This window comes from Roseofilum acuticapitatum BLCC-M154 (assembly GCF_030068475.1).
GTDB lineage: Bacteria > Cyanobacteriota > Cyanobacteriia > Cyanobacteriales > Desertifilaceae > Roseofilum > Roseofilum acuticapitatum.
This window is the reverse complement of record NZ_JAQOSP010000001.1, coordinates 1-22499: the sequence shown is the minus strand read 5'-3', so window position 1 is coordinate 22499 and position 22499 is coordinate 1. Positions and strand designations below refer to the sequence as shown.

Genomic DNA, 22499 nt, shown 5'->3' with positions numbered 1-22499 from the left:
CACTCATACCGCCCTCGACCACCCCCGATCCTTGAGGACTGAATATTAATAGCTATCTTTTTTACTATAGATACGGGAATTATTTACGGTTACCGTGTCAATAATTCCGATAACGGTCGCATCTATAGGACGATTTTGGGTTCCTTCAACTTGGCGAGCCGCACTACCACGACTCACCAGCACCCATTCATCTAATCCAGCTCCCACACTTGGATCTGCGGCTACCTCATATTGAGGCAGAAGACGGCCTTGCTCATCTATCAACTGCAACAGCAGAAACTTAGACCCTCTAAGACTGGGGTCTTTTTGGGTGCTAACGACTGTGCCACAAACTTTAGCAATTTGCATGGATCTATCTAATCGTTAAATGATCTGACCCTAACGACTAGAGGGCCGAATCGCATTGGTACTTTCGGCAAACTGCTGTACATCTTCGGTATAACGGATGGGGAGAACATACTCCAGGTTTTCGTGGGGGCGAGCAATAATGTGAGTTGACAGGACTTTTCCCCCATTAACTCGCTTAATGTTATCTACCCCAGCAGCTACCGAAGCTTGAACTTCCGATACATCACCTCTGACAATGACAGTCACACGACCACTGCCAATTTTTTCATAGCCCACTAGGGTTACGCGAGCGGCTTTCACCATTGCGTCGGCGGCTTCTACAACGGCAGGAAAACCTAGGGTTTCTACCATTCCAACTGCAATTGACATTGATTTAATACTCCTAAACGGTTTAATGGAGATGGATGAAGCTTAAGGAGGCAGTTGAGGGATGATAGCCCACTCAACCTACCCCAATCCTAAGCTGTTAATGGTGCTAGTAGTTCCGGAACTGATCCACCGCTTCGGTGTAACGGATGGGAAGAACATACTCTAGGTTTTCATGGGGTCTGGCAATGATGTGAGTTGATAGCACTTGACCTCCATCAACCCGTTTAGCGGATTCAATCCCCGCAGCTACTGAGGCTTGGACTTCGGATACATCTCCCCGAATAATGACGGTTACCCGACCACTACCAATTTTTTCATACCCGACCAAAGTCACACGGGCAGCTTTTACCATCGCGTCAGCAGCCTCGACGACGGCCGGAAAGCCTAGGGTTTCTACCATTCCAACGGCTATGGGCATTGTTAATCTCCTGATCTGAAAAAGCGAAAGATAGCACTAGGACACCCAAATTTCCTAGGAAAGCAAAATAGAGTTTTGCTTCTCTATTAAGGATATGGGAAGCATGACTCTCCTGGCAATAGAATTAATCATAATAACCCTTGATTTGACTAATTAATTTTTGTGATGTCTTAACAGAAATTAATTTTTTATTAACAAAGTTAAGATATAATAATGCATCGACTCAATCGATGAGATAAGATATGTAAATATACTTAAGAAAAGTGGGGGCGATCGCCGTCCGAGATCCTAAGCAGATGCAGTCCATTTTAGGGTAGGCTAAGGGGTGGGATCGTCACCTAGGGCAGAGAAGGGTGGAGATCAAAACTCTGAAAATGTCAAGAAACTGAGATTAAATTTTCAACTCAATTCTTAAAATACATGCGATTAGCCCATTAACTTACATTTATGTCTGAATATTTCCTAGAAACGAGTTGGTGCATTCCATTCTATGGTTTAGTCGGAGCCATTGTCACCTTACCTTGGTCAACTCGGATCATCCGGCGTACCGGCCCGAGACCAGCAGCCTACTTTAACCTGCTAATGACCGTTTTAGCCTTACTACATGGATTAATTGTCTTTAATCTTGTTTGGGATAGAGAACCCTATCTGATGGTTTTTCACTGGCTCAAGGTAATTGATATTGATTTTGCCCTAACCTTGAGCATTTCTGCGGTTAGCCTAGGGGCAATGTCAGTGATTACAGGATTAAGCTTATTAGCCCAACTCTATGCTCTGGGATATTTAGAAAAAGATTGGGCCTTAGCTCGATTTTTTGCCTTAATGGGCTTCTTTGAGGCAGCCATGAGTGGTATTGCCCTCAGTGACTCCCTGTTGCTGACCTATGGCTTGCTGGAAATGCTGACCCTATCGACTTATTTGTTAGTCGGCTTTTGGTATGCCCAGCCTTTGGTGGTGACGGCAGCTAGAGATGCATTCTTGACTAAACGAGTAGGCGATATTCTCTTGCTGATGGGGTTGGTGGCTTTGGGGACTACGGCCGGAACCCTAGATTTCGATCGCCTCTATGTTTGGGCAGAAAACGCCCAGTTATCCCCCTGGTTTGCTACGGTACTAGGATTAGCCTTGATTGCCGGGCCGACCGGAAAATGCGCCCAGTTTCCCCTACATTTGTGGCTAGATGAGGCCATGGAAGGGCCTAACCCTGCCTCAATTTTGAGAAATTCGGTGGTGGTGGCTTGTGGGGCTTATGTATTGATTAAGTTGCAACCGATTTTAGCCCTCTCTCCGGTGGCTTCGGCAACATTAGTCGTCATTGGTATTGTGACAGCCATTGGAGCGTCTTTAGTGGCGTTAGCCCAAGTGGATATTAAACGGGCCCTCTCCCACAGCACGAGCGCCTATTTAGGCTTAGTATTTATTGCGGTGGGGACACAGTGGACAGGATTTGCGCTGATGTTATTGTTTGCCCATGCGATCGCCAAAGCTCTATTGTTTATGAGCGTGGGTTCAATTATCCTGACCACCAATAGCCAAGACTTAACCGAATTAGGGGGACTACAGACCAAAATGCCCGTTACCACCACCTCATTTCTAGTCGGTAGTGCCGGTTTAGTCGGACTTTTACCCCTAGGCGGTTTTTGGGCCCTGCGCTTAGGTGCAGATGACTTTTGGTATTACGAACCTTGGTTACTGGTCGTCCTCTTATTGGTGAATGCCCTTAGTGCTGTAAATTTAACAAGAGTCTATCGTCTCGTCTTTGCTGGAGAAGTCCAACCCAAAACCCGCCGGGCCCCTGAAGTTCCTTGGCCCATGGCTGTACCGATGGTGAGCTTGATCGTTATCACCCTAGTCTGTCCCTGGCTATTACATCAACTATCCCTTATTCCTAGCTTCACCTATGTTCATAAAACCACGGTGATTTTAGTCATTCTATCGGGTATTGCTGGATGTGTGATTGGGGTCAAGATCCCCCTACAGCGCAGTTTAGCCCGGTCAATTATCAAGCCGGTTAAACTGATCCAAGATTTGTTAGCCTATGATTTTTATATCGATCGCCTCTATCGGATGACCGTCGTGTTTGCCGTAGAACAATCAGCTCGACTGACCTCTTGGTTTGATCGCTATATTGTCGATGGTTTGGTGAACCTGGTGGGTATGGTCACCCTGTTTAGTGGCGAAAGCTTAAAGTATAGCTCGGCTGGCCAGTCTCAACTTTATGTCCTCACAATTTTGCTTGGGGTTAGCTTCTTGGTCACCCTAGTCGGTTGGTTCGTCTATGTGCATCCCTAACTGGGGAAATCGGGCAATGGGAACTCTCCTAACCCACGGAGATTACCCCATTACCCGCTCAAATTGCTATACCCCATATCAGTGAACCGTTCTCCTCAACACCACACTCAGCCTGAAAACCATTATCCTCTCCAGTACATCTCTAACTGGCGCTCACCCGGTTAATTTTCCCCGAATTCATAATGGATACAGCAGGTTGCACTGTAATGGATCGGGTTAACCGATCATTTTCTCTATGGCCGTCTCTTGAGCCACTTTTTTGCCTTCATCTAGCAAATACTCTAAAAAGGCTGTGGCCACCACAGATAACTGCTTACCATTGGGATAGACAACAAACCAATTGCGTTCAATGGGGAAATGTTCCACATCTAGGATCGCCAATTTTCCCGTCGCTCCTTCTAGGGCTAAGGTATGTAAGGATAAAACCGAGAGGCCTAAACCGCCAACGATCGCCTGTTTAATGGCTTCATTGGAACCTAACTCCAGTTTTACCTTCACGTTGATATTCTCCTGATTAAAGAGTTTCTCGACAGCGCGACGAGTGCCCGATCCCTCTTCGCGCATAATAAACGGTTCCCCAGATAGGCGCTCTATGGGAATGTTTTCTTGTTCCACCAGAGGATGTTCTCGCTGGGCCAAAACTACTAACGGATTTTCTAGGAACTGGTGAGCCGCAACATCTAAATTTTCCGGCACTTGGGAGAGAATATAGAGATCGTCCAAATTTTCCGACATGCGAGCGAGTAAGCCTTCATGGTTGAGTACCTGAAGGGAAAAATCGACACCGGGATAGCGCTGACAAAAGGGCCCCAGTAAACGAGGGACAAAATACTTAGCTGTAGTGATGACACTGAGTTTGAGCTGTCCTTGTTTCAATCCCTTTAAGTCAGAAATGGTCATTTCTAACTGGGAGATGCGCTCAAAAACATCACGGCAGGCCGCGAAAAGCTCTTGACCTGCCTCTGTTAGATATAAGCGTTTACCAATTTGTTCAAATAAGGGCATTCCCACCGCTTTCGTTAATTGCTTAACTTGCATAGAGATGGTAGGCTGAGTTAGATATAACTCTTCTGCCGCCCGTGTAAAGCTGCCGTGACGGGCTGCGGCTTCAAAAACCTTTAATTGATGCAGAGTCGCTTGCCTCAAAACCTGTTCCTCAATTAAGACCTGATATTCATAGATATAAGTCTATCATAATTATTATCAATATTGCATTAGCCTTATTGATATTCTTGCGTTATCATCTTGATCAGAAAGAGCGAAAGAAACCCTTCCGAGAGGATGCTACCCGGCGATCGCCAGTTGAAGAGGTTAGCACAGGACACCCAAATTCCTAGCTTTGCAGTCGCCTCATTGTGGCCACAGTAAAGTATTTCCCTCTTTAACTGAATGGTTCGACGGTGTAGTATCCTTTTTTTTATGCCTTGGACGAGCCGCCTTTTCGTCTAAAAGCACTCTTGCACTGTAATTGTGCAATCTGGAAAAGCCAGAGGACTGACAGACTGTTGACCGAGCAAAATGAGCTGGCGCTGGTAACCATTGGGTTGAGGGTCTTGAAAAATGTGAAGTTGTTGTGAGGTAATGTTGAAAACCCAGTAGTCAGGGATACCTGCTACGGCATAGAGATTGGCTTTAGTGCCGAGATCGCGGTCAATCGTAGTATCAGCAATTTCAACGATCAAATACACTTCATCGGGTGTGGGATGATGGTCGGCATAAAAGTTGGGATGGGGATGAACAACGGCAATATCCGGCTCAGGTTCTGAGTAAGGATTGAGTTGAATGGGGTCTTGAAGTCGTACCAGAGCGCGATCGCTCAAATGATGTTCTAGCAGCTTTTCAATCCGTTTGCACAACGCACTATGGGCAGGGCCTTTGGGCATTTTCTGGATAATTTGTCCCGCAATAAGTTCCACCTGTTCATCGGCTCCCAGAATGCCAATTTCTGCCATTCGATGATAATCAGCAGTGGTAATCAGCCGAAGATGAACCGAAGAAAGGGGAGTGGCAATCATAATTGGGTCAGCCAAGAGATGATGGTTTAATTGTAGCAAAGGGAGAGAGGGGAGAAAGGCGATCGCTCCTGTAGTGGCGATCGGGATATAGACAGATTTAAGCTTGCCAACCCACTACTCGTTGGTGTCTCACTGTTAATTGAATCAACTATAATAGTCAATCCTCTCTGTTGCAAAAAGTAGCAAACGTATTGATTGAGAATTAGACCCCGCAGGATGGGTTATCGATAGTGTAATCGTGCGATCGCCTTCTCTTCTGGTTCAACACTGGGATTTAGAATCAAGGCTGTGCTGTAGATTGAAAGGGATTAACAATATTGAGTTTCTCTGAAACTCTTAATCCATCTTGCATATCTTCAGAATATAAAATATCTGCACCACCTGCTAAAGCACTCGCCACAATCAGGCTATCCCAAAACGAGAGACTATAGCTCATTCGTAAATCAGAAGCTATTACGATAATATTGCGATCGATGTCAACAACAATACAACCCTGATATAACTCTTCGATAATTTGTCGAATTTGAATTTCACTAACCTTAGCTTTTTTGAGTAAAACTGCACAAATTTCATTAATCACTTGGGTACTAATCACAAGATTTTCCTGATTAGTCAGATTGACCGCAATGTTATACTTTCTGATTTCTTCAGAGTCATCACCGTCGGGATCGACCAAAAAACGATACAACCATAGATTAGAATCACAAAAATAAATAGAATTAGACATCACTAAAGTTGGTGAATTTCATCTCTTGTTAATTTATGCACACCAGGCACAGGAATCGGATTTCGAGTTAATTCAGCAATCATTCCTGTTTGAGAAATCCTTTTAGACTGTTTGAGTACAATTACAGTTACCTCATTTTCTTCCCTTAACTCCTGTTGATATTCTTCTGGAATCTCAATGATACCTTGTTTAATTCTTGCCTTAAATTCAACAGTATTAGCCATTTTATATTCTCCGTTCAGCAACTTGTATTCGATACTTCAGATTTTAACTGACGATCTTTCCTACCCTTGATTCACCTCTAGCAAACGAGAAGTCAGAAACCGATCCATCCAAGATTCAAAATAGGCACGGTTCGCCTGCTTCTGCTCTGGCTCAGTCGTGTCTAGGGGATGGGGAGTCAGTCCCTTAATGGCTGCTGTGGTGACACAGTACATGGACTTCTGGAAACTAACGCAAATTTTCACTAACAAGTCATCTTCGGCGCGACGACTGCGCTGATAAAATTGGTGTAAATAGTCGGGGAGAAAATGACGCATATCTTGCATCAGGAGAGTGGGGGGAATGCCTGCGCCTCCGGTGGGGAGGGGATCGGCATAGAGTGCCCCATAGGTGAATTCGGCTTGTTCTCCCGGAATTTGTCGGGCTTGGGCGTTGTAGGAAACGGTTCCGAGGAAGGGAGCGCCGCGAAAGAAGATAGTATCGACGTAGGGTACGGCAGTTTCCATTAAGAATTTGAAGTTTTGGGAAGGGGGGATGAGGTCGTAGGGTTGCCCTTTGATGTTGACGCTATAGGTGATGGGGGTATTGGCGGCAGCGACTAAACCGGCGAGAATATGCTCGACGACTTGGGGAATCGTTTGGATCTCTTGGCGATCGTAGCGATCGGAGAGGTCGATAAACATATCACTCATGATGCGCCAAAACTGTCCTAGGGCGCTGGTATAGACCATTTGCCGGACTTGTTCGGGGAGAAAGTCGGGAAAGAGTTTGTGGAGCAGTTGTATTGGGGGGTTGTGTTTGATTTTAGCGGCGATCGCCCGCTCTGCATATTCCCTAAAAGCGGTGCTATCGAGATAAGTATCGAGTTCTCCCCCCCCATGCCAGAGCATGATCCGCATGACATACTCGGCATACTCATAGTTAATGCGATCGTGCCACCAATGTTTGAGCAGTTTGTTGAGGGTAATTTCCCCATTGAAGTATTTGAAGAAGGGAAAGAGGACTAAAAATTGTTCCTGAGCCATATAGATCAGGTTGTTGGAATAGGCATCGAGAACCACACCATAGCTTTTGAGGATGCCCACCACTTCTAGAAGATTTTCGGGGGAGTGGGGTAGTAACTCACCGCCCGCTTCTAGGCGTTCGATGTAGGAGGCAAGGGGATGTTTAGATGGGGTAATGGTTTGGGAGGTCATGGGATGGGGGGATGGGGAGATAGGGAGATAGGGGGATTAATCGTAGGATTGGGAGACTAGGGTTTGAGTGGGGAAGAGGGCGGTGCTGGTGGTTTCGCTCCATTGGGTGAGGGTGCTGGGGAAGAGGCCGAAAAAGACGATCAGCAGGGTAAGGGCGATCGCCGGAATACGATCAGACCATTGTACAGGGGGCAGGTTTTGCACGGTGTCGGAGAGGCGACCAAAGAAGGTGCGGTTAACCAGTAGCAGGTAGTACACAGCAGTTAAGCCAGTTCCCACCATGCAGATCAGGGTGGGGATGGGGAAGGTTTGGAAACTGCTCCAAAAGACGAGAAATTCGGATACAAAGCCCACCATACCAGGAATTCCGGCGCTGGCCATGACTCCGACGATCATGAGGCTGCCGATCAGGGGTAGGCCGCGCTCTGGGTTGAGGAGGCCTTTTAAGATATCGAGGTCGCGGGTTCCGGTTTTTTTGTAGACGACTCCCACCAGTAGGAAGAGAAGGGCAGAGATCAGACCATGGCTGACCATTTGCAGAATAGCGGCTAGGAAACTGAGGGAGGTGGCGGTTGCGCCAGCCAGCAATATATAGCCCATATGGGCGACAGAGCTAAAAGCGACCATTTTTTTCATATCGGTCTGGGCGATCGCACTCAAGGCTCCGTAAATGGCGCTAATGGCAGCCCACACCGCTAGGCTAGGAGCCAGGACTTTCCAGGCATCAGGAAGCAGCAAGAGGCCAAATTTCAGCAGTCCGTAGGTTCCCAGTTTTAGCAATACCCCTGCGAGGAGGACGGAGATGGGGGTGGAGGCTTCGACATGGGCATCGGGAAGCCAGGTGTGGAAGGGGACGAGGGGAATTTTGATGCCGAAAGCGAGGAGGATACCCCCCAGGCAGATCAGTTGGGTTGCTAGGGGTAGGGTTTGGGCGATCGCCGGATCGTAGGTAAAGGTGGCTGCACCACTTAACCAGGTGATGCCCAAAAATGAGGCCAGCAGGGCAATACCGGAAACGGCAGTATACATTAAGAATTTGGTGGCAGCATATCCCCGGCGCTTTCCTCCCCAGATGGCGATCAGGAGATAGAGAGGGATCAGTTCGAGTTCGTAGAAGAGGAAGAATAAGAGGTAATCTTGGGCACAGAAGGCTCCAGAAACGCAGGAATTGAGCAGGAACAGCAGGGCATAATAGAATCGGGGCCGTTGGAGCTGGCGTTCGCTGCTCGTAATCGCGATTAAGGTCAGTAAGCTATTGAGTAAGACCAGGGGAAAGGATAGGCCATCGATGCCCAGATTGTAGGTCAGTCCTAGGGCTTTTAACCAGGGGAGAACTTCTGTCAGTTGCAACTCTGACAGATGGGGATTAAATTGGAGGGCGATCGCACCTGTCCAAGCTAAAAGGAGAAGGCCGAGGGTGATGGCCAAGTTGCGTACTGTTTGCGGTTTGAGTTCAGCCGGCCAGAAGGCGATCGCTGCTGCACCTAAAACCGGGCCCCAGATCAGAACACTGAGCATGGATAATCCTAAGTTGATGTTATTAAAGTTTGAAAGCATTGATTCTCTATATGATTTAGCCTATCAAATGATGGGCGATCGCAACAGACTCCAGTAAGATTGTTTTATTCTCAGGGTTTCTATAGCAGTGGGTTGGGATGTATGGGTTTAACGACGACTAATTCCCATCACGAGCGCACAGCACCATAGCGCCCTAGGAAGAATTGGTACGACCCTCCCTACCCATTTCTAGAGGTATTCTTTATGCATCCCGTAACCCGCCTTGAAATTATTGCCGATCAAGTAGAAATGCACAAAATCACCCAAGTTTTAGATCAAACCGGGGTTTCTAACTACACAGTGATCGAGAATGTCCTGCACAAAAATCTTCAAGGTATGGTGACCAATGATAGTGCCATTACCGGTTTAGGGAATACCTATGTATTTGCCTATTGTCTACCGGATAACGTCAAGCCCGTCTTAGAGCAAATTCGACCAATCTTAAATAAATTTGGCGGCACTTGTTATATTTCCGAAGTCATGGAAGTACGTTCGACTCGTTGCATCAGCTCTTTATAGTTTTTCCACCTATTTTTATCTAATTAGAGTCTGTTAACCCATGAACACCAGCTTAGTTTTATCTAATTTACTCAATCCGCCCGTTTTATTTTTCTTCATGGGAATGATTGCTGTTTTTCTCAAATCAGATTTAGAAATTCCTGCTCCTATTCCCAAGTTATTATCCCTCTATCTCCTATTTGCCATTGGCTTTAAGGGAGGGCATGAAATTCACGAAAGTGGGATTAATGGGGAAATTGCTATTACCCTAATTATGGCGATTCTGATGGCGGCAATTGTACCGATTTATTCCTTTTTCATCTTGAAACTGAAATTAGATGTTTACAATTCAGCCGCGATCGCGGCTGCCTATGGTTCCATTAGTGCCGTCACCTTTGTCACAGCAAGCTCTTTTTTAGAACAACAAACTCCCCCCATTGCCTATGGGGGACATATGGTTGCTGCCTTAGCTCTGATGGAGTCTCCAGCCATTATTATTGGTTTGCTGTTGGTGCGTTTTTTTGCTAATCAAGAGCAAGAGGAGGAGGAAGCCTTTGAATGGGGAGAAGTGTTGCGAGAAGCTTTTCTTAATGGATCGGTCTTTCTCTTACTCAGTAGTTTATTGGTAGGGATGGTCACCAGTCAACAGGGATGGGACAGACTCGAACCTTTTACCGGGGAAATTTTCTATGGTTTACTGACCTTTTTCTTGTTGGATATGGGGTTAGTCGCAGCCCGGAAAATTCAAGAATTTCGTAAAGGGGGATCGTTTTTGGTCGGTTTTTCTGTGTTGATGCCTGTTTCTAATGCGATCGTGGGGATTTTCCTGGCTCGACTCATTGGCATGTCTCCAGGAAATGCCTTATTATTTACCGTTCTCTGTGCTTCTGCTTCCTATATTGCGGTTCCTGCGGCGATGCGGATGAGTGTTCCGGAAGCGAATCCGGGGTTATATATTCCTATGGCGTTAGCTCTGACGTTCCCGTTTAATATTATTATTGGCATTCCTCTTTATTTGGGGATGATTAATCATTTATGGCCTTAATATCAAGTCCGGTTTCCGCAAGCGGACATGAAAATTTGTTAAGAAGCGGGCAAGATGCCCGCACTCCTCGAATTCTTTGATATGACTGGAGGACATGAAAATTTGTTAAGGGTTAGAGTTATTTTTGGGTTTTGCTTAACATCCATTTAGCCAAAGCCCAAAAACTAATCCCTAAGCCAAAACTGAGTAAGACTGAAATCAGGAAGGGGTGGGGATAGGCTCCGGGGTGGAGACTGAAGAAGGGAAATGTCATGGCTTGTTGTTTAAAGATTAAGCCAGAACTAGAAGCGGCGATCGCCCCTGCACCAATCCCAACCCCGATCGCCTGAATATGGTTTTGTAAGGCTTGGTTTTGCTGCTGTAGGATGCGATCGCCCTCAGCTTGTTCGATCTCGACTAAACCGCGAATAGTGGCGATCGCCGTATCCAACAGTCGCGCACCCTCTCCCAGGTAGGCTAGGTTAGCAGCGATCTGCTTTTGAAACTGGCGAAACTGGCGATCGGCCAACTTCAACGTCGAAGTTAAATTACTGTTCGTAATGTTCTCAATATCAATAATTTTCTGCTCGTAATTCTCCCGATGCAAATCGATCCTATGATTGCAATCGGCTAAACCTCGTATATTTTGCGAATAGGACAGGGAAATATCCAATAATATCTGCAATCTTCCCTTCATTTGACTCAGGATATCTGTAGATAAATCCACAAGTTTATCATCAGCAGACTTACCCCGCAATGGTTTGATCATCTCTTCAAGTCTCTGAATATTCTCTAAGCCTTGTTCATAGTAAACCAGACTCTCTTCATCGTTTCGGTAATTCTTACGATCGTATAAAAACACCTCAGCCCAATCAAATTGGGACTTGTCTAACCGGGTAATACTGTCCTTACGAAACGTCAGAAACAACCAAATTTTACCATAATAATCATCCGCTTCTGCGGTACAAAACTCATACATATAACCATTAAAACAGCGCCAACGATTCATTAAAGGGGGAGCTGCTTGCCCAGACGACAACCCCAAAAAACTCAGTAAACACCGTTGAGCAAATTGTGTTAAATCTTGGGGATCTTCGATCAATTGGGCACTGAGAATCAGGGTTTTACCTAAAAAAGAGCTTCTTAAGGTTTGGCAGACTTGCTGCTTCGCTGGATTCTCCTTAGCGCTAACAGTCGTACCGCTAAAATAATGAATCGAAGGTTTTAAACCCTGTAATTCCTCAACCGTTAATCCATCTTTGCCGCTCAAGTCAGGCAAATAAAACGTAAACGAACCAATATAAGTATGATCAAAAAATTGGGGATAAAAAAAACCCTTAAAAGGAGGCAACCATGCCAAAATAAAAGGCTGAATTTGGCGGTTCTGATCTCCCTGAGTCTCTAAGAGGTCAAAGGCTTGTTTGTGAGGAGCGTCTGAGCGCCACTGAATTTGAAGAGGCGCACCTTGGGAGTCACTGGCGTGATAATCTCTTAACAGTACCTCATAATAGGCTTGAATGTCTGAACAGCTCAGATCGATGTCATCGCAATTGCTTAAACTTGCGGTTTGCAAGTGATAGGTAAACAAGCGCAACGTCACTTTATAGAGCTTTGGGCATCCTTTAATCACGGTTTTTAGGCTTCTCTTTTTTGGACTTTGCCCGATTTTCTTCGGTGACCTGATTCTGATGATATCGCAATCTTAAGGCCCAGACACCCGGTTTTTTCAAGAAACCCAGTTTCTCACGTACCTTAGATATCTGCAAAGTTAAAATCTTCGCTGGAGTGGTTGAGGTTTGGGGGCTGGCGGTTGTGTAGGGTTACGCCTTTGGGATAGGGTGTAAGGGCGGGTTTACATGCTTGCTCGTTGGTCTCCTCAATGATCTACAACACACCGCCCCTACGAAAACACCGGATTGATGAACTGATTAAGCGTTCTTCATCAGGTGCTTAACGATATTATCCTTGACCATCATTTGACGTAAAACTTCCAGCAAGTAGGTTTGAGCTTCTTCGAGGCTTAAAGACTGAACTTGATCTTCATAGACTTTCATCTTGAATTGTTGCTCAAGCGTCAGTTTTCCAGGCATATCCATATTCACTCCTCCTGCACGATTTCAGAAGATGAAAGCTCTTTAGGGCTTCCCTTGGGTTGATTTGTGCCTTAATCTAGCACATGGATATTATTTTGTCTATTTTGTCAAGATAAACAGTATTCAAGATAACATAAATTTACATTAATAGGGTTAGCTGCGGTTTTAAGGGAATTGGAGTGAGATACAGTGCTTTGCGATGTATCAGATGTTTCAGGTTTAGATCAATGCCAAGCCACGCCAGCCAACGGGCCCCAACTTAGACCTTTTTTAATTTTTAATCGATAGAACTCGATTTTATGGGTAATCGGATCAAAAATTCGGCTCCTTTTCCAGGGGTGGAATTGCAGAGGAGTTCACCTTTGTGTTTCTCGACAATAATTTGATAGCTAATGGAGAGACCTAACCCGGTTCCCCGGCCAACCGGTTTGGTGGTGAAAAAGGGATCGAAAATGCGGGATTTCAAGGAGTCTTCAATTCCTGGGCCGTTATCAGCGATACGAATTTGCACCCAATTTTGTGAGAGGTCTTGGGTTTCTATCCATAGGGTGGGATTAATAATATCAGGTTCAGATAGGGCATCTATGGCATTTTCTAGAATCTGGAAAAAAACTTGATTAATTTCACTGGGGTAGCAAAATACATTGGAGACTCTGGTATAGTTGGTAATCACATTAATCGAGTGTAGATTGGGTTGCAGAATCATTAAACTGCTCTCTAATCCATCTTGAATGTTCACCCATTTTTGATCGGATTCATCCAATCGAGAAAAGCTGCGTAAGCCTAAGACAATTTTTTGAATGCGATCGGCTCCGCTTTGCATGGAGTTCATTAAGTCTTGAAAGTCTTCGATAATGAAGTCTAAATCTATGGATTCAATTTTTTCTGCGATCTCTGGGTTGGAATCTGAATAGTTGTTTTGATAGAGTTCAATGAGTTGGATTAAGCCTTCTAGATATTCTTTGGCGTGGGGTAAATTGCTGTAAATAAAGCTGATCGGGTTGTTGATTTCATGGGCGATTCCGGCAACCATTTGACCCAAGCTGGACATTTTTTCGGTTTGAATGAGTTGGGCTTGGGTTTGCTGGAGTTCTTGTAGGGCTTGCTCGGTTTTTTCTTTGGCAATTTTGAGGGCTGCGGTGCGCTTTTCGACTCGCTCTTCTAAGGTTTGATTGGCGGTTTCTAGGGCTTGGAAAGAATGGCGCAGTTGTTGGGACATTTGGTTAAAGGAACGGCGCAGGGTTTCTAATTCCCGTAGATAAAAGTGGGGTAAGTGTTGGTTGAGGTTGCCTTGGGCGATCGCTCCAGTAGCTTGAATGAGCTGATGTAAGGATTGGGCGATCCAACGGGAGGTTCTTAAGCCGAGTAAAATGCAGACGAAGAGGGCGATCGCACAGAGTTGAATCGTAATCCAGGTATTAGCGTTGATTTGCTGCATAAAATCGGCTTCTGGAACCACTACCACAATCAGCCAATCGATGCCTTGGGCATTCTGAAAGGGGGTGACTTGTAAAAATTGCCGCTCTCCTGCAAGTGAAAACTGTAATTTTTCCGTGGTTTTTACTTGTTCTAAGTTGCTAAAATGTTCTTTCAGATACTCAGCAGAGGATTGAATTAACGGATCGCTGGTATTGGTGGCTTGAATTCTTAAAGTTGTGCCATAGGTGACGAGAAAGGGACGATCTAGGGTGGAACTGGCAACTAATAAGCCGGAACGCTCTAAGATAAAGGCTTCTACCCCTGGGCTAATGTTCAGTTCTCGTAAAAAGTCGCTGATTTCTGAGAGTCGAAATTCTGCCCCGAATACCCCTAAAAGTTTGCCCCGGTTGGTATAAACGGGTTGATTGACGGTAGTGGCTAGGGTTTCTGAACCGAGATGGGTGTAAATGCCTCCCCAAGTTGCTTTTCCGGCTTGAATGGCATTCTCATACGACAGTTCTAAGCGGCTATCATAGTCTGGGGTGGTGGATAAGAGCTGTCCCCGTTCTCGATCGCGATCCAATTCATAGGTTTCTAGGGCTTGCTCTGTGTCGGAATTGGCTAAGGATAGCAGGTATCCATCCGGCGATCGCTCTAAGCCTAAAAATTCCCCTTCCTGACTGCTAAATTTAATCGCACTAATGGCTTCAAAGGCTTGTAATTGCTTATAGAAATAGGATTGAAGTTGCTGAGGATCTTCTAGATTCAGCAAGTTTAGAGTGACGGCATCTTGATTAATTTGATTGACTAAATATAAATCATGAATATAGGTGGCGAGTTCCTGCTCAATGCGAGCGGTGATTTCCTCACGTAATTGGGTGGTAACTTGGTTAATTGCTTTTTGTCCATTGCGAAGGGAAAACCAACCGGTTAACCCAACGGCTAAGGAAACTTGCAGCACGAACGGAACCACTAAAACAGCCCGTAAAGAAATTTTACGGGGAAGCAAAGCAGTCCAAATTTTAAGACGTTTAAGCAATGAGTAATGGGTAATGGGTTGAGTAATGAGTAATGGGTAATGGGGTTGAGTTAGCTGAACCATTTCTGGATCAGTTCTTTGATTTTTCCAGTTTCTTTCATTTCGGTTAAGACTTGATTAAAGGATTCGGTATAGGGTGAACCTTTGGGAAGGGCGATCGCCGATCCACTCGATTCAGTGTCAAAGGGTTGGGTAAAATCTAAATCCGGGTTCGCGGAAGCATAGCGCTCTGCTACCGTGGACTCAATAATCGCTGCATCTAGGGTTTTGGCTTTCACGCTTTGGATAATTTCCCCAATTTTATCGAACTCGACTAACTCAATCCCGGTAATCTTTTTAGCGGCATCTGCCTGAATCGATCCCCCTTGCACCCCCACGCGCTTGCCTTGTGCATCTTCTTTCAGGTTAAAATTTGCGCCTCTGGGCATGAGAATAATACTAGAGGCTTGATAATAGAGATCGGTAAATTCTACTTTAGCTTGGCGCTCTGGTGTGGGAGACATGCCTGCCATCACAAAATCTACCTCATTGTTTTCTAAGGCAGGAATGAGGCGATCGAAGTTCATATCCTCAATTTTTAGTTCAAAATTCAGGGAGTTGGCTAAATATTGGGCAATGTCAACATCAAAGCCAATAATCCGTTCTTCTCCCCCTGTGCTATCTTTAAATTCATAGGGAGGATAATCGGCAGAGGTTCCCATGACTAAAGTATTTTGAGTGCTGGATGAGCTACAAGCGGAAAAAATCAGTACACTAAAGAAAGTTGTTATACTGAGAACCAGAAAGGTTTTTATCGTTTTCATCGGTGGAAGTCAGGGGTAAGGAATCAGGGGTTTTGAGGATAAGATAGACCAACCTATTATTATATCAAATTTCAGAACAGCTTGAAGTATTCAGTAATTTTCACGTCTCCCATTTCCCCCCCTAGAGCGCCAAACATTGTATGGTGTTTACCCATACTGGATCGGACTGCTTATTCTAAAACTAAATTGGTTAGCATGGTGTTCATTTTATTCACGGATTCAATATACTCATTACGGGCAATGGATTCGGCCATAATTCCCGCACCTGCATTTAAATAAATCCATTCTCCATACTGATAAGCTGACCGAATGGGAATGGCTAAATCTGCTTCTTCTTGAGAATTAATCCAACCGATCGCCCCTGCATAAATGCCCCGTGGCTCTGTTTCTAGGCGATCGATCCAGGCGATCGCCGCCTCCTTATCAATTCCAGAAACCGTAACCCCCGGAAACAAAACCTTCAGCGCATCCCAGAGAGACTGATTCTCACCCAATTCACCTTGCACCCTAGAGGATAAATGCTGTACCCATCGGTACTGCTTCACCTGCATAAAATCCACCACTTGCACCGTTCCCGGTGTGCAAACCTGCTGCATTTCATCCTGCACCAACCAAATGGACAAAGCATGTTCTTTAACTTCCTTGGCATCAGCAAATAACTGGCGTTTAAGCTGTTCATCCGCTTCTAGGGTTTCTCCCCTGGGGCGAGTCCCTGCGACAGGATTCGTCATCAATCTTCGCCCTTTCAAGGGATGATGGGATAATTGCATCAAAATTTCTGGACTAAATCCCACTGTCCGCACTCCAGGCAGTTGCAACCCATAGGAACGAATCGCCTGATTCTGTTGATGACCCAGAATATAGGTTCCTAAAATATCTAAATTGCCCTTAAGTTTCACAGAGCGCGACAAAATGGCTTTGTGTAGCTCTCCCTGATGAATGGCCTTTTGCAAGGTTTCGACCTGAGTTTGGTAATGATTTTGATCCGTAAACACCCATTCAGGAGTTGGACAAGATCGCGTCCTTAAATCCTGTGACTTCTGCAACACCTTACAAACAGGTTCAGGAGACTCTAAGCTACGCACCAGAATCTCATCCGGGCGAATCCTCACTTCTGTTTCCGGCACAAAAAAATATAACAGGGGGCCGGCGATCGCCTTCCGATAAGGATAATAATACCGAACACAATCAAAACTCACATAGCCATAAGCCGTCCAATCCTCCAGGGGAATCGAGGCGAACATCTGTTCCACCTGCTTAAACGGATCGTCCACAGGAAAAGACCGAGCCTCAACCAGCCCCTGAAGCGTCACCTGCTGGAGATCCACCGAAACGGCGATCGCCCGATTACCCGCAAATCGTAACTCTTCCTCACTCTGATACACACCGTATTCAGAAAAGAGCCTAGACTCCATTAACGTCTGTAATACACCTAATGGTTCCCTCTGAACAGGGAGTAACACTTCATTATAAGTCCAGGTTCTGCCCATGTTTGGTAAAAGACAGCGAGGGTTTAGAGGGAACATTGCCGCTATAGGCCCTTTCGATTGTCCCATCTATCGCCAACTCTGGTCAATTTAATTCAGAATACTCCGGGAATCAACGATTCATCGAACCATCCGGTAGAGTCGCACCCCGCAATGTTGCCCCCATCAAATTCGCACTACTCAACTCCGCATTAAACAAATTCGCCTCCGACAAATTCGCCCCACTCAGATCTGCCCGTCCCAAATAAGCATCAATCAATTCTGCTTTCTTCAACGTCGCATTACGGAACGTTACGCGACTCAAATCCGCCCGATTCAAACGCGCCATCGTCAAATCCGACTCATCCAGATTCACCCGATTCATCTTTGCACCCGCTAACAGAGCGCCCCGTAAATTCACTCGCATTAAATCCGCATCAATCAAATTCACCCGTTCCATTTTCGCATTGCTCAAATTGGCATAGCGTAAATTGGCCTGACTGAGCATCGCTTCCGTTAAAAAAGCTCCCTGCAAATTCGCTCCCTGCAAATCTGCCCCCGTCAAATCTGCCTCTCGCAACGTCGCCTCACTTAAATTGGCTTCCCTCAGATCCACCTTAGACAAATCAGCCCCTGACAAATTCACTCCCCGTAAATCTGCCCGATGCAGGATTGTACCCCGTAAAAAAGACATATAAGCCCGGCGTTCTTCCCGTAAATTCGCCCCCCGCAAACAAGCTCCCGTTAAATTAGCTCCACTCAAATCTGCCCCGCGCAAATCCACTTCCATTAAATTGGCATCTACCAAATTAGCCAGGGTTAAATCAGTCATCCGTAGATCCGCTTTATAGAGAGTAGCCCCATGTAAATCGGCATCATGTAACTTAGCCGAAGTCATACTTGCTTGGGTTAAATTCGCCCCTCCTAATTGAGTCCCCATTAAATTTGCCCGATTGAAGTTCGCTCGGTTGAGATAAGCAAACCTTAAATTCGCTCCTTGTAAATCTGCTTGGTACAAGTAAATCCCAATCAAATCCGCTCCTCTCAAATTGGCACGATTGAGCTTTGCACCAACAAACTTTTGTTCTCCAGCTTCATAGCGCTTAATTAATTCTTTTGCATTCATAACTCCCTCTTTACTCCTGTAATCGCTACAGATTCAATCCACTTCAATCCATCTGGTTCTTAGGAAGGTAATATCCGACGAGTAGATTCTTGTTCGCCTGAGCTAGAGTAAGAGTCAGGGGTATTTTCAAGGATTACACCCGTTAACTCACCCGGATTACGGTAAGCATTGGCCTGATGTACAGCATCTTCCATTCCCGGTTCCCAATCTTGATAAAAGCGCCCCATACATTGGATGATGGCTCCGGCTGCTTGATTGCATTCACTGGGTTCATCTTCAGCATTATTAGCCGTGCTGCAAAGACAGGTTGTTAATTTCTCTAAGGTTTCGCACTGCTCATAGATGGTATAAAGCAGGCTATCTAGATTTTCTGCTTTCAGTTTGACCCAATCCTGTTCTTCTAAACGGGATTTTTGGTGTAAGGCTGAAAATAATAGGATTTTCGCCCTCAGAGGGTTGGTATATCTCATCAGTTCTAAACGGAGATTGAAAGAGTCATAGCCTGTCCGAATTTGATAGTTTACAGGGGGGTCAACAACCGTATTGGAACTGGGAGGGGGTTGATGAGAGGCTAGGGTAATATGGGTCGGGGGTGCAGCATAGACTTGGGTGGCTTCTTCGGTATCGGGATAGACTTTGCCTACGATCAGAATAATACTGTTGGCGATCGCCTGATACTCTTGTCTTTTGTTCAGGGTATTGGCAATCCGTTGTAATGCTTCACTGAGATCTTCTAGGGTGGGATACTTATTAATCACTGATTCAAGTAATGCGGATAACGCTATGGCTCGTAAGCGTTTGGCATCATTTTCCCAAATATCTTGCCAGGCACACACAAGCATTTTTTTCATCCGCAGGGCTTCGGGATGACGTTCAATTTCGTTACTGATTTGCGGTAGAGCAGAGGGTAGGGAAAGCATGATGAGTAGAGGTCGTGTTCTTTTGGCTTGGGAAGGTGATTGCGGGTAGGGTAAATCCCGTAATTCCCCATAAGGGGGTTGGCTTTTATTTTAATACCAGTTGTTAATGCTGCATCGATCCTTTAGAAAAGCTTACAAATTCAGTGGGGGGATGGGGGAATGGGGGGATGGGGGAATGGGGGGAGTAAGTAGACCTAAAAACTATTAACTGTTAATTGTAAATTGTTAATTGTTAATTGAATCCTAAAGACTGTCTAGGCCGATAAAATAGAAACTAATTTAAAGCAGGCAAGGGATCGGGAGCGGGTATGTCATTTCCAATTATTTATTCTGAGGAATTTTTGCGCCATGATACGGGACGACATCCGGAGAGGGCGGAGCGTCTGGGGGCGATCGCCGATTTACTTAAATCCAGTCTATGGGCCGAATCTCTCGATTGGAAAGCTCCTACTCCCGTAGATGTGCGTCCCGTTTTACCTTGGATAGAACAGGTACATACAACCGAACACATCCAACGGGTTCGCTCCATTGCTGAAAAAGGAGGTGGGTTCCTTGATGGCGATACCCTGGTTTCTGCTCAGAGCTATGAGGTAGCGCTTTTAGCTGTCAATGGCTGGATTGATGGTGTAGAACAGGTTTTAGCCACAGGCAATCCGGCATTTGTGTTGGCTCGTCCTCCAGGACATCATGCGGAAGCGGAACGGGGGATGGGATTTTGTTTATTTTCTAATGCGGCGATCGCTACTTACTATGCTCTCACACAACCGGGAGTCGAGCGAGTCGCTATTCTAGATTGGGATGTTCATCATGGGAATGGCACTCAGGCGATCGTTCAAAGTCATCGGCAAATTGCCTATTGTTCCCTGCATCAGTCCCCCTGCTATCCCGGAACCGGTAGAGCCACAGAGCGCGGAGAGTATGAAAATGTGTTAAATATTCCCTTATCCCCAGGTTCTGGAATGACAGAGTATTGGCCCAGATTTGAAGGTCAAGTTATCCCCTTTTTACAGCAGTTTAACCCCGATTTATTGATCGTCAGTGCCGGTTATGATGCCACTCATGACGATCCCTTAGCCGGAATGAATTTAGTGCCAGAGGATTATGGCACATTTACCCAAGCTTGTTTACAGATGACCTCCAAAATTCTGTTTGGTTTGGAGGGAGGTTATAATTTATCAAGTTTATCTGAGTCAGTGATGGCAACGATCGCCGCTTGTTTGCAAAAATAGCATGAAATCTGATGAAAGTTACCGTTGATATTCCAGCGATCGCCCTCTCTCAGTTAGTGGCTCCCACTCTAATGGAGCCGCGCATTACTTTGAACAATATTTCTTGGCAACAGTATGAAACTCTGGTGACAACGCTCTCTCCCTCCCGCAATTTGCGCCTGAGTTATAACCAAGGACTATTAGAAATAATGACCACTTCTTCGCAACATGAAAGGATTAAAAGTCTCATTAGAAGACTTCTGGAAACCTATGCTTGGGTGGAAAATCTCGATTTTTATAGCTATGGTTCAACCACATTTCGGAATCAAGCTGCGGCAAGAGGCTTAGAAGCTGATGAAAGCTATTGTATTGGAGAACTGCGAGAGGTTCCCGATTTGGCGATCGAAGTGGTAATTACCAGTGGTGGTATCGATAAATTGGATATCTATCAAGGGTTAGGAATTAAAGAAGTTTGGTTTTGGCAAGATAACTGTTTTACCCTCTATCAATTAGTTGATGCGACTACCGGCTATCAAGAAATTGAACGCAGCCAACTGCTACCCCATTTAGATCTCGCTCTCCTCTGTCAATTTATCGATCCAGAACAGGAACCGCAAATGGTTCGCGCCTATCATCAAGCCTTACAAAGTTATAGCGCTACGCGCTAGGGAATAGGGAATAGGGAATAGGGAATAGGGAATAGGGAATAGGGAATAGGGAATAGGGAATAGGGAATAGGGAATAGGGTCAGAGAATGGGATCAGCCCTGGCTATAACGAAAGATATCGAACAAGCTATCCACGCCGTTTTCCATGATTTGTAAATACTATAGCGCGAAGCGCTATAATTGCTAATTGCTAATTATTAATTGAGATAAACTTGGCTAAGAATATAGCGTAGGCGATCGTAATCATCTTTGAGTAAAAGGCTCAAATTTCGCCCCGCTTGCACTAACCAAGAGTGTTCCGTATGGCGCAGTTGGTAAATATTTCTCAGGGTAGCTGCAATTAGCCCATCAACCGGCGTTCCAGGAATTTCTAGTAAAATGCGGATAAAGTCAAACTGCTCGCTAAAGCGAATCACTTCATCCGGATGACATTGATAAACCGCTTGGTGAATTTGGGGAGGACGCGGCGGTAAATGCTGATAAACTCTAGAGCGAGAATTCCGGGATTCTAGGGTTTCAAATCCGACGATCGCCGCTCGAAACTCAGTTTTGAGCATAGCAAAAATTTGCGGTTGTTCCGCTCGCAGTTGTTCTAGGGAGAGTCCCAAGGCTCTAGCGCGGTGGATGGAGTCAATGGGGGTAGTGGTGGCATGATACACCACTGCATACACCCAATACCCTGAATCGGTTTCGGGGGAGGTTTCGGGAGTGACACCGAGCGATCGCACCAAAGAGCCAAACGCTGGCATCATGGGAAAGTTGAGATCTTCCGGTTCCAGACATTGGGCTAAAAATTCCGATGTTGCCGTTTCGATCACCTCGGCAATGTGGTTTTGGGGGCGATCGATTGGTGTCGCTTGAGATAGGGGTAAGCGCATCTTTATATTTAAGTAATGAGTAATGAATAATGAGTAATGAATTAACCTATTTTTCTCTTCCAGGATTGCCCATTATATCAAGTCCGATTGTTCATGTCCGCGAAGCGGAAATACCATGATTAAAAATTTAGGGAGCGAGACGCTCCCACTCCAGTAATATCAAGGGATTAGAGGAGTGCGGGCATCTTGCCCGCTTCTTCACCCTTTATCCGGA

Annotated in this window: 22 protein-coding genes; 5 read left to right on the top strand and 17 right to left on the bottom strand. The window is 45.5% G+C overall.

What is annotated here, in order from left to right; translation table 11 throughout:
* Positions 1–45: 45 nt before the first annotated feature.
* From ccmL to PMG71_RS00100, 3 genes are all read right to left on the bottom strand, one after another.
* Positions 46–348 (bottom strand): beta-carboxysome shell vertex protein CcmL, encoded by a 303-nt coding sequence (gene ccmL, locus PMG71_RS00110; RefSeq protein ID WP_283751593.1) that lies wholly within the window; start codon positions 346–348, stop codon positions 46–48.
* 30 nt (positions 349–378) lie between these two features.
* Positions 379–717: a carbon dioxide-concentrating mechanism protein CcmK gene (locus PMG71_RS00105; RefSeq protein ID WP_283751592.1), complete on the bottom strand. Its 339-nt coding sequence runs from the start codon at positions 715–717 to the stop codon at positions 379–381.
* Positions 718–823: 106 nt separating this feature from the next.
* The gene (locus PMG71_RS00100; RefSeq protein WP_283751591.1) at positions 824–1135 is read right to left on the bottom strand and encodes a carbon dioxide-concentrating mechanism protein CcmK; all 312 of its coding nucleotides are present in this window, start codon (positions 1133–1135) and stop codon (positions 824–826) included.
* A 447-nt stretch (positions 1136–1582) separates the two neighbouring features.
* Between PMG71_RS00100 and PMG71_RS00095 the strand changes: the two genes are divergently transcribed.
* Positions 1583–3427 carry an NAD(P)H-quinone oxidoreductase subunit F gene (locus PMG71_RS00095; protein ID WP_283751590.1) on the top strand — a complete coding sequence of 615 codons (1845 nt, stop codon included), beginning with the start codon at positions 1583–1585 and terminating at the stop codon, positions 3425–3427.
* 216 nt (positions 3428–3643) lie between these two features.
* Here PMG71_RS00095 and PMG71_RS00090 read toward each other — a convergent pair whose 3' ends face one another.
* From PMG71_RS00090 to PMG71_RS00065, 6 genes are all read right to left on the bottom strand, one after another.
* The gene (locus PMG71_RS00090; protein ID WP_283751589.1) at positions 3644–4573 is read right to left on the bottom strand and encodes a LysR family transcriptional regulator; all 930 of its coding nucleotides are present in this window, start codon (positions 4571–4573) and stop codon (positions 3644–3646) included.
* Positions 4574–4872: 299 nt separating this feature from the next.
* Entirely contained in the window at positions 4873–5457 is a 585-nt protein-coding gene (locus PMG71_RS00085; RefSeq protein ID WP_283751588.1) for a Uma2 family endonuclease, read from the bottom strand.
* 265 nt (positions 5458–5722) lie between these two features.
* Positions 5723–6169, bottom strand: coding sequence for a PIN domain-containing protein (locus PMG71_RS00080; protein ID WP_283751587.1), 447 nt, complete (start codon positions 6167–6169; stop codon positions 5723–5725).
* Between the two features lie 2 nt (positions 6170–6171).
* Positions 6172–6393, bottom strand: coding sequence for a hypothetical protein (locus PMG71_RS00075; protein ID WP_283751586.1), 222 nt, complete (start codon positions 6391–6393; stop codon positions 6172–6174).
* A gap of 60 nt (positions 6394–6453) precedes the next feature.
* Positions 6454–7587 carry a CO2 hydration protein gene (locus PMG71_RS00070; RefSeq protein ID WP_283751585.1) on the bottom strand — a complete coding sequence of 378 codons (1134 nt, stop codon included), beginning with the start codon at positions 7585–7587 and terminating at the stop codon, positions 6454–6456.
* 36 nt (positions 7588–7623) lie between these two features.
* Entirely contained in the window at positions 7624–9105 is a 1482-nt protein-coding gene (locus PMG71_RS00065; protein ID WP_283751584.1) for an NADH-quinone oxidoreductase subunit M, read from the bottom strand.
* A gap of 243 nt (positions 9106–9348) precedes the next feature.
* On the opposite strand from PMG71_RS00065, the gene PMG71_RS00060 reads away from it, so the two are divergent.
* Complete coding sequence (locus PMG71_RS00060) at positions 9349–9663, top strand: P-II family nitrogen regulator (protein WP_283751583.1); 315 nt, start codon at positions 9349–9351, stop codon at positions 9661–9663.
* A 40-nt stretch (positions 9664–9703) separates the two neighbouring features.
* A complete protein-coding gene (locus PMG71_RS00055) occupies positions 9704–10687 on the top strand; it encodes a sodium-dependent bicarbonate transport family permease (protein WP_283751582.1) in 984 nt (327 codons plus the stop codon).
* A 118-nt stretch (positions 10688–10805) separates the two neighbouring features.
* Here PMG71_RS00055 and PMG71_RS00050 read toward each other — a convergent pair whose 3' ends face one another.
* The 7 genes from PMG71_RS00050 to PMG71_RS00020 all read right to left on the bottom strand — a co-directional run bounded on the left by PMG71_RS00050 (position 10806) and on the right by PMG71_RS00020 (position 19532).
* Positions 10806–12296 (bottom strand): hypothetical protein, encoded by a 1491-nt coding sequence (locus tag PMG71_RS00050; RefSeq protein ID WP_283751581.1) that lies wholly within the window; start codon positions 12294–12296, stop codon positions 10806–10808.
* 298 nt (positions 12297–12594) lie between these two features.
* Positions 12595–12762, bottom strand: coding sequence for an NblA/ycf18 family protein (locus PMG71_RS00045; protein WP_283751580.1), 168 nt, complete (start codon positions 12760–12762; stop codon positions 12595–12597).
* A gap of 274 nt (positions 12763–13036) precedes the next feature.
* Entirely contained in the window at positions 13037–15280 is a 2244-nt protein-coding gene (locus PMG71_RS00040; RefSeq protein ID WP_283751579.1) for a sensor histidine kinase, read from the bottom strand.
* Positions 15268–16020 carry a transporter substrate-binding domain-containing protein gene (locus PMG71_RS00035; RefSeq protein ID WP_283751578.1) on the bottom strand — a complete coding sequence of 251 codons (753 nt, stop codon included), beginning with the start codon at positions 16018–16020 and terminating at the stop codon, positions 15268–15270. The genes PMG71_RS00040 and PMG71_RS00035 overlap by 13 nt, the downstream gene beginning before the upstream one ends.
* A gap of 170 nt (positions 16021–16190) precedes the next feature.
* Entirely contained in the window at positions 16191–17510 is a 1320-nt protein-coding gene (locus tag PMG71_RS00030; protein ID WP_283751577.1) for an anthranilate synthase component I family protein, read from the bottom strand.
* A 109-nt stretch (positions 17511–17619) separates the two neighbouring features.
* Entirely contained in the window at positions 17620–18612 is a 993-nt protein-coding gene (locus PMG71_RS00025) for a pentapeptide repeat-containing protein (protein WP_283751576.1), read from the bottom strand.
* A 59-nt stretch (positions 18613–18671) separates the two neighbouring features.
* Positions 18672–19532 (bottom strand): hypothetical protein, encoded by an 861-nt coding sequence (locus tag PMG71_RS00020; RefSeq protein ID WP_283751575.1) that lies wholly within the window; start codon positions 19530–19532, stop codon positions 18672–18674.
* 308 nt (positions 19533–19840) lie between these two features.
* On the opposite strand from PMG71_RS00020, the gene PMG71_RS00015 reads away from it, so the two are divergent.
* Together PMG71_RS00015 and PMG71_RS00010 are read left to right on the top strand one after the other, a co-directional pair.
* Positions 19841–20761 (top strand): histone deacetylase family protein, encoded by a 921-nt coding sequence (locus PMG71_RS00015; protein WP_283751574.1) that lies wholly within the window; start codon positions 19841–19843, stop codon positions 20759–20761.
* A gap of 11 nt (positions 20762–20772) precedes the next feature.
* Entirely contained in the window at positions 20773–21408 is a 636-nt protein-coding gene (locus PMG71_RS00010) for a Uma2 family endonuclease (RefSeq protein ID WP_283751573.1), read from the top strand.
* Positions 21409–21604: 196 nt separating this feature from the next.
* Here PMG71_RS00010 and PMG71_RS00005 read toward each other — a convergent pair whose 3' ends face one another.
* Entirely contained in the window at positions 21605–22285 is a 681-nt protein-coding gene (locus PMG71_RS00005) for an HAS-barrel domain-containing protein (RefSeq protein ID WP_283751572.1), read from the bottom strand.
* Positions 22286–22499: the final 214 nt, after the last annotated feature.

Bases quoted from the DNA above. Each gene is read 5' to 3' on its own strand.
- PMG71_RS00055 (WP_283751582.1), top strand. From the start codon at position 9,704: ATGAACACCAGCTTAGTTTTATCTAATTTACTCAATCCGCCCGTTTTA.
- PMG71_RS00105 (WP_283751592.1), bottom strand. From the start codon at position 717: ATGTCAATTGCAGTTGGAATGGTAGAAACCCTAGGTTTTCCTGCCGTT.
- PMG71_RS00065 (WP_283751584.1), bottom strand. From the start codon at position 9,105: ATGCTCAGTGTTCTGATCTGGGGCCCGGTTTTAGGTGCAGCAGCGATC.
- PMG71_RS00025 (WP_283751576.1), bottom strand. From the start codon at position 18,612: ATGAATGCAAAAGAATTAATTAAGCGCTATGAAGCTGGAGAACAAAAG.
- PMG71_RS00030 (WP_283751577.1), bottom strand. From the start codon at position 17,510: ATGGGCAGAACCTGGACTTATAATGAAGTGTTACTCCCTGTTCAGAGG.
- PMG71_RS00045 (WP_283751580.1), bottom strand. From the start codon at position 12,762: ATGGATATGCCTGGAAAACTGACGCTTGAGCAACAATTCAAGATGAAA.
- PMG71_RS00005 (WP_283751572.1), bottom strand. From the start codon at position 22,285: ATGCGCTTACCCCTATCTCAAGCGACACCAATCGATCGCCCCCAAAAC.
- PMG71_RS00075 (WP_283751586.1), bottom strand. From the start codon at position 6,393: ATGGCTAATACTGTTGAATTTAAGGCAAGAATTAAACAAGGTATCATT.
- PMG71_RS00040 (WP_283751579.1), bottom strand. From the start codon at position 15,280: ATGGTTCAGCTAACTCAACCCCATTACCCATTACTCATTACTCAACCC.
- PMG71_RS00070 (WP_283751585.1), bottom strand. From the start codon at position 7,587: ATGACCTCCCAAACCATTACCCCATCTAAACATCCCCTTGCCTCCTAC.
- PMG71_RS00100 (WP_283751591.1), bottom strand. From the start codon at position 1,135: ATGCCCATAGCCGTTGGAATGGTAGAAACCCTAGGCTTTCCGGCCGTC.
- ccmL (WP_283751593.1), bottom strand. From the start codon at position 348: ATGCAAATTGCTAAAGTTTGTGGCACAGTCGTTAGCACCCAAAAAGAC.
- PMG71_RS00035 (WP_283751578.1), bottom strand. From the start codon at position 16,020: ATGAAAACGATAAAAACCTTTCTGGTTCTCAGTATAACAACTTTCTTT.
- PMG71_RS00095 (WP_283751590.1), top strand. From the start codon at position 1,583: ATGTCTGAATATTTCCTAGAAACGAGTTGGTGCATTCCATTCTATGGT.
- PMG71_RS00080 (WP_283751587.1), bottom strand. From the start codon at position 6,169: ATGTCTAATTCTATTTATTTTTGTGATTCTAATCTATGGTTGTATCGT.
- PMG71_RS00060 (WP_283751583.1), top strand. From the start codon at position 9,349: ATGCATCCCGTAACCCGCCTTGAAATTATTGCCGATCAAGTAGAAATG.
- PMG71_RS00015 (WP_283751574.1), top strand. From the start codon at position 19,841: ATGTCATTTCCAATTATTTATTCTGAGGAATTTTTGCGCCATGATACG.
- PMG71_RS00010 (WP_283751573.1), top strand. From the start codon at position 20,773: ATGAAAGTTACCGTTGATATTCCAGCGATCGCCCTCTCTCAGTTAGTG.
- PMG71_RS00020 (WP_283751575.1), bottom strand. From the start codon at position 19,532: ATGCTTTCCCTACCCTCTGCTCTACCGCAAATCAGTAACGAAATTGAA.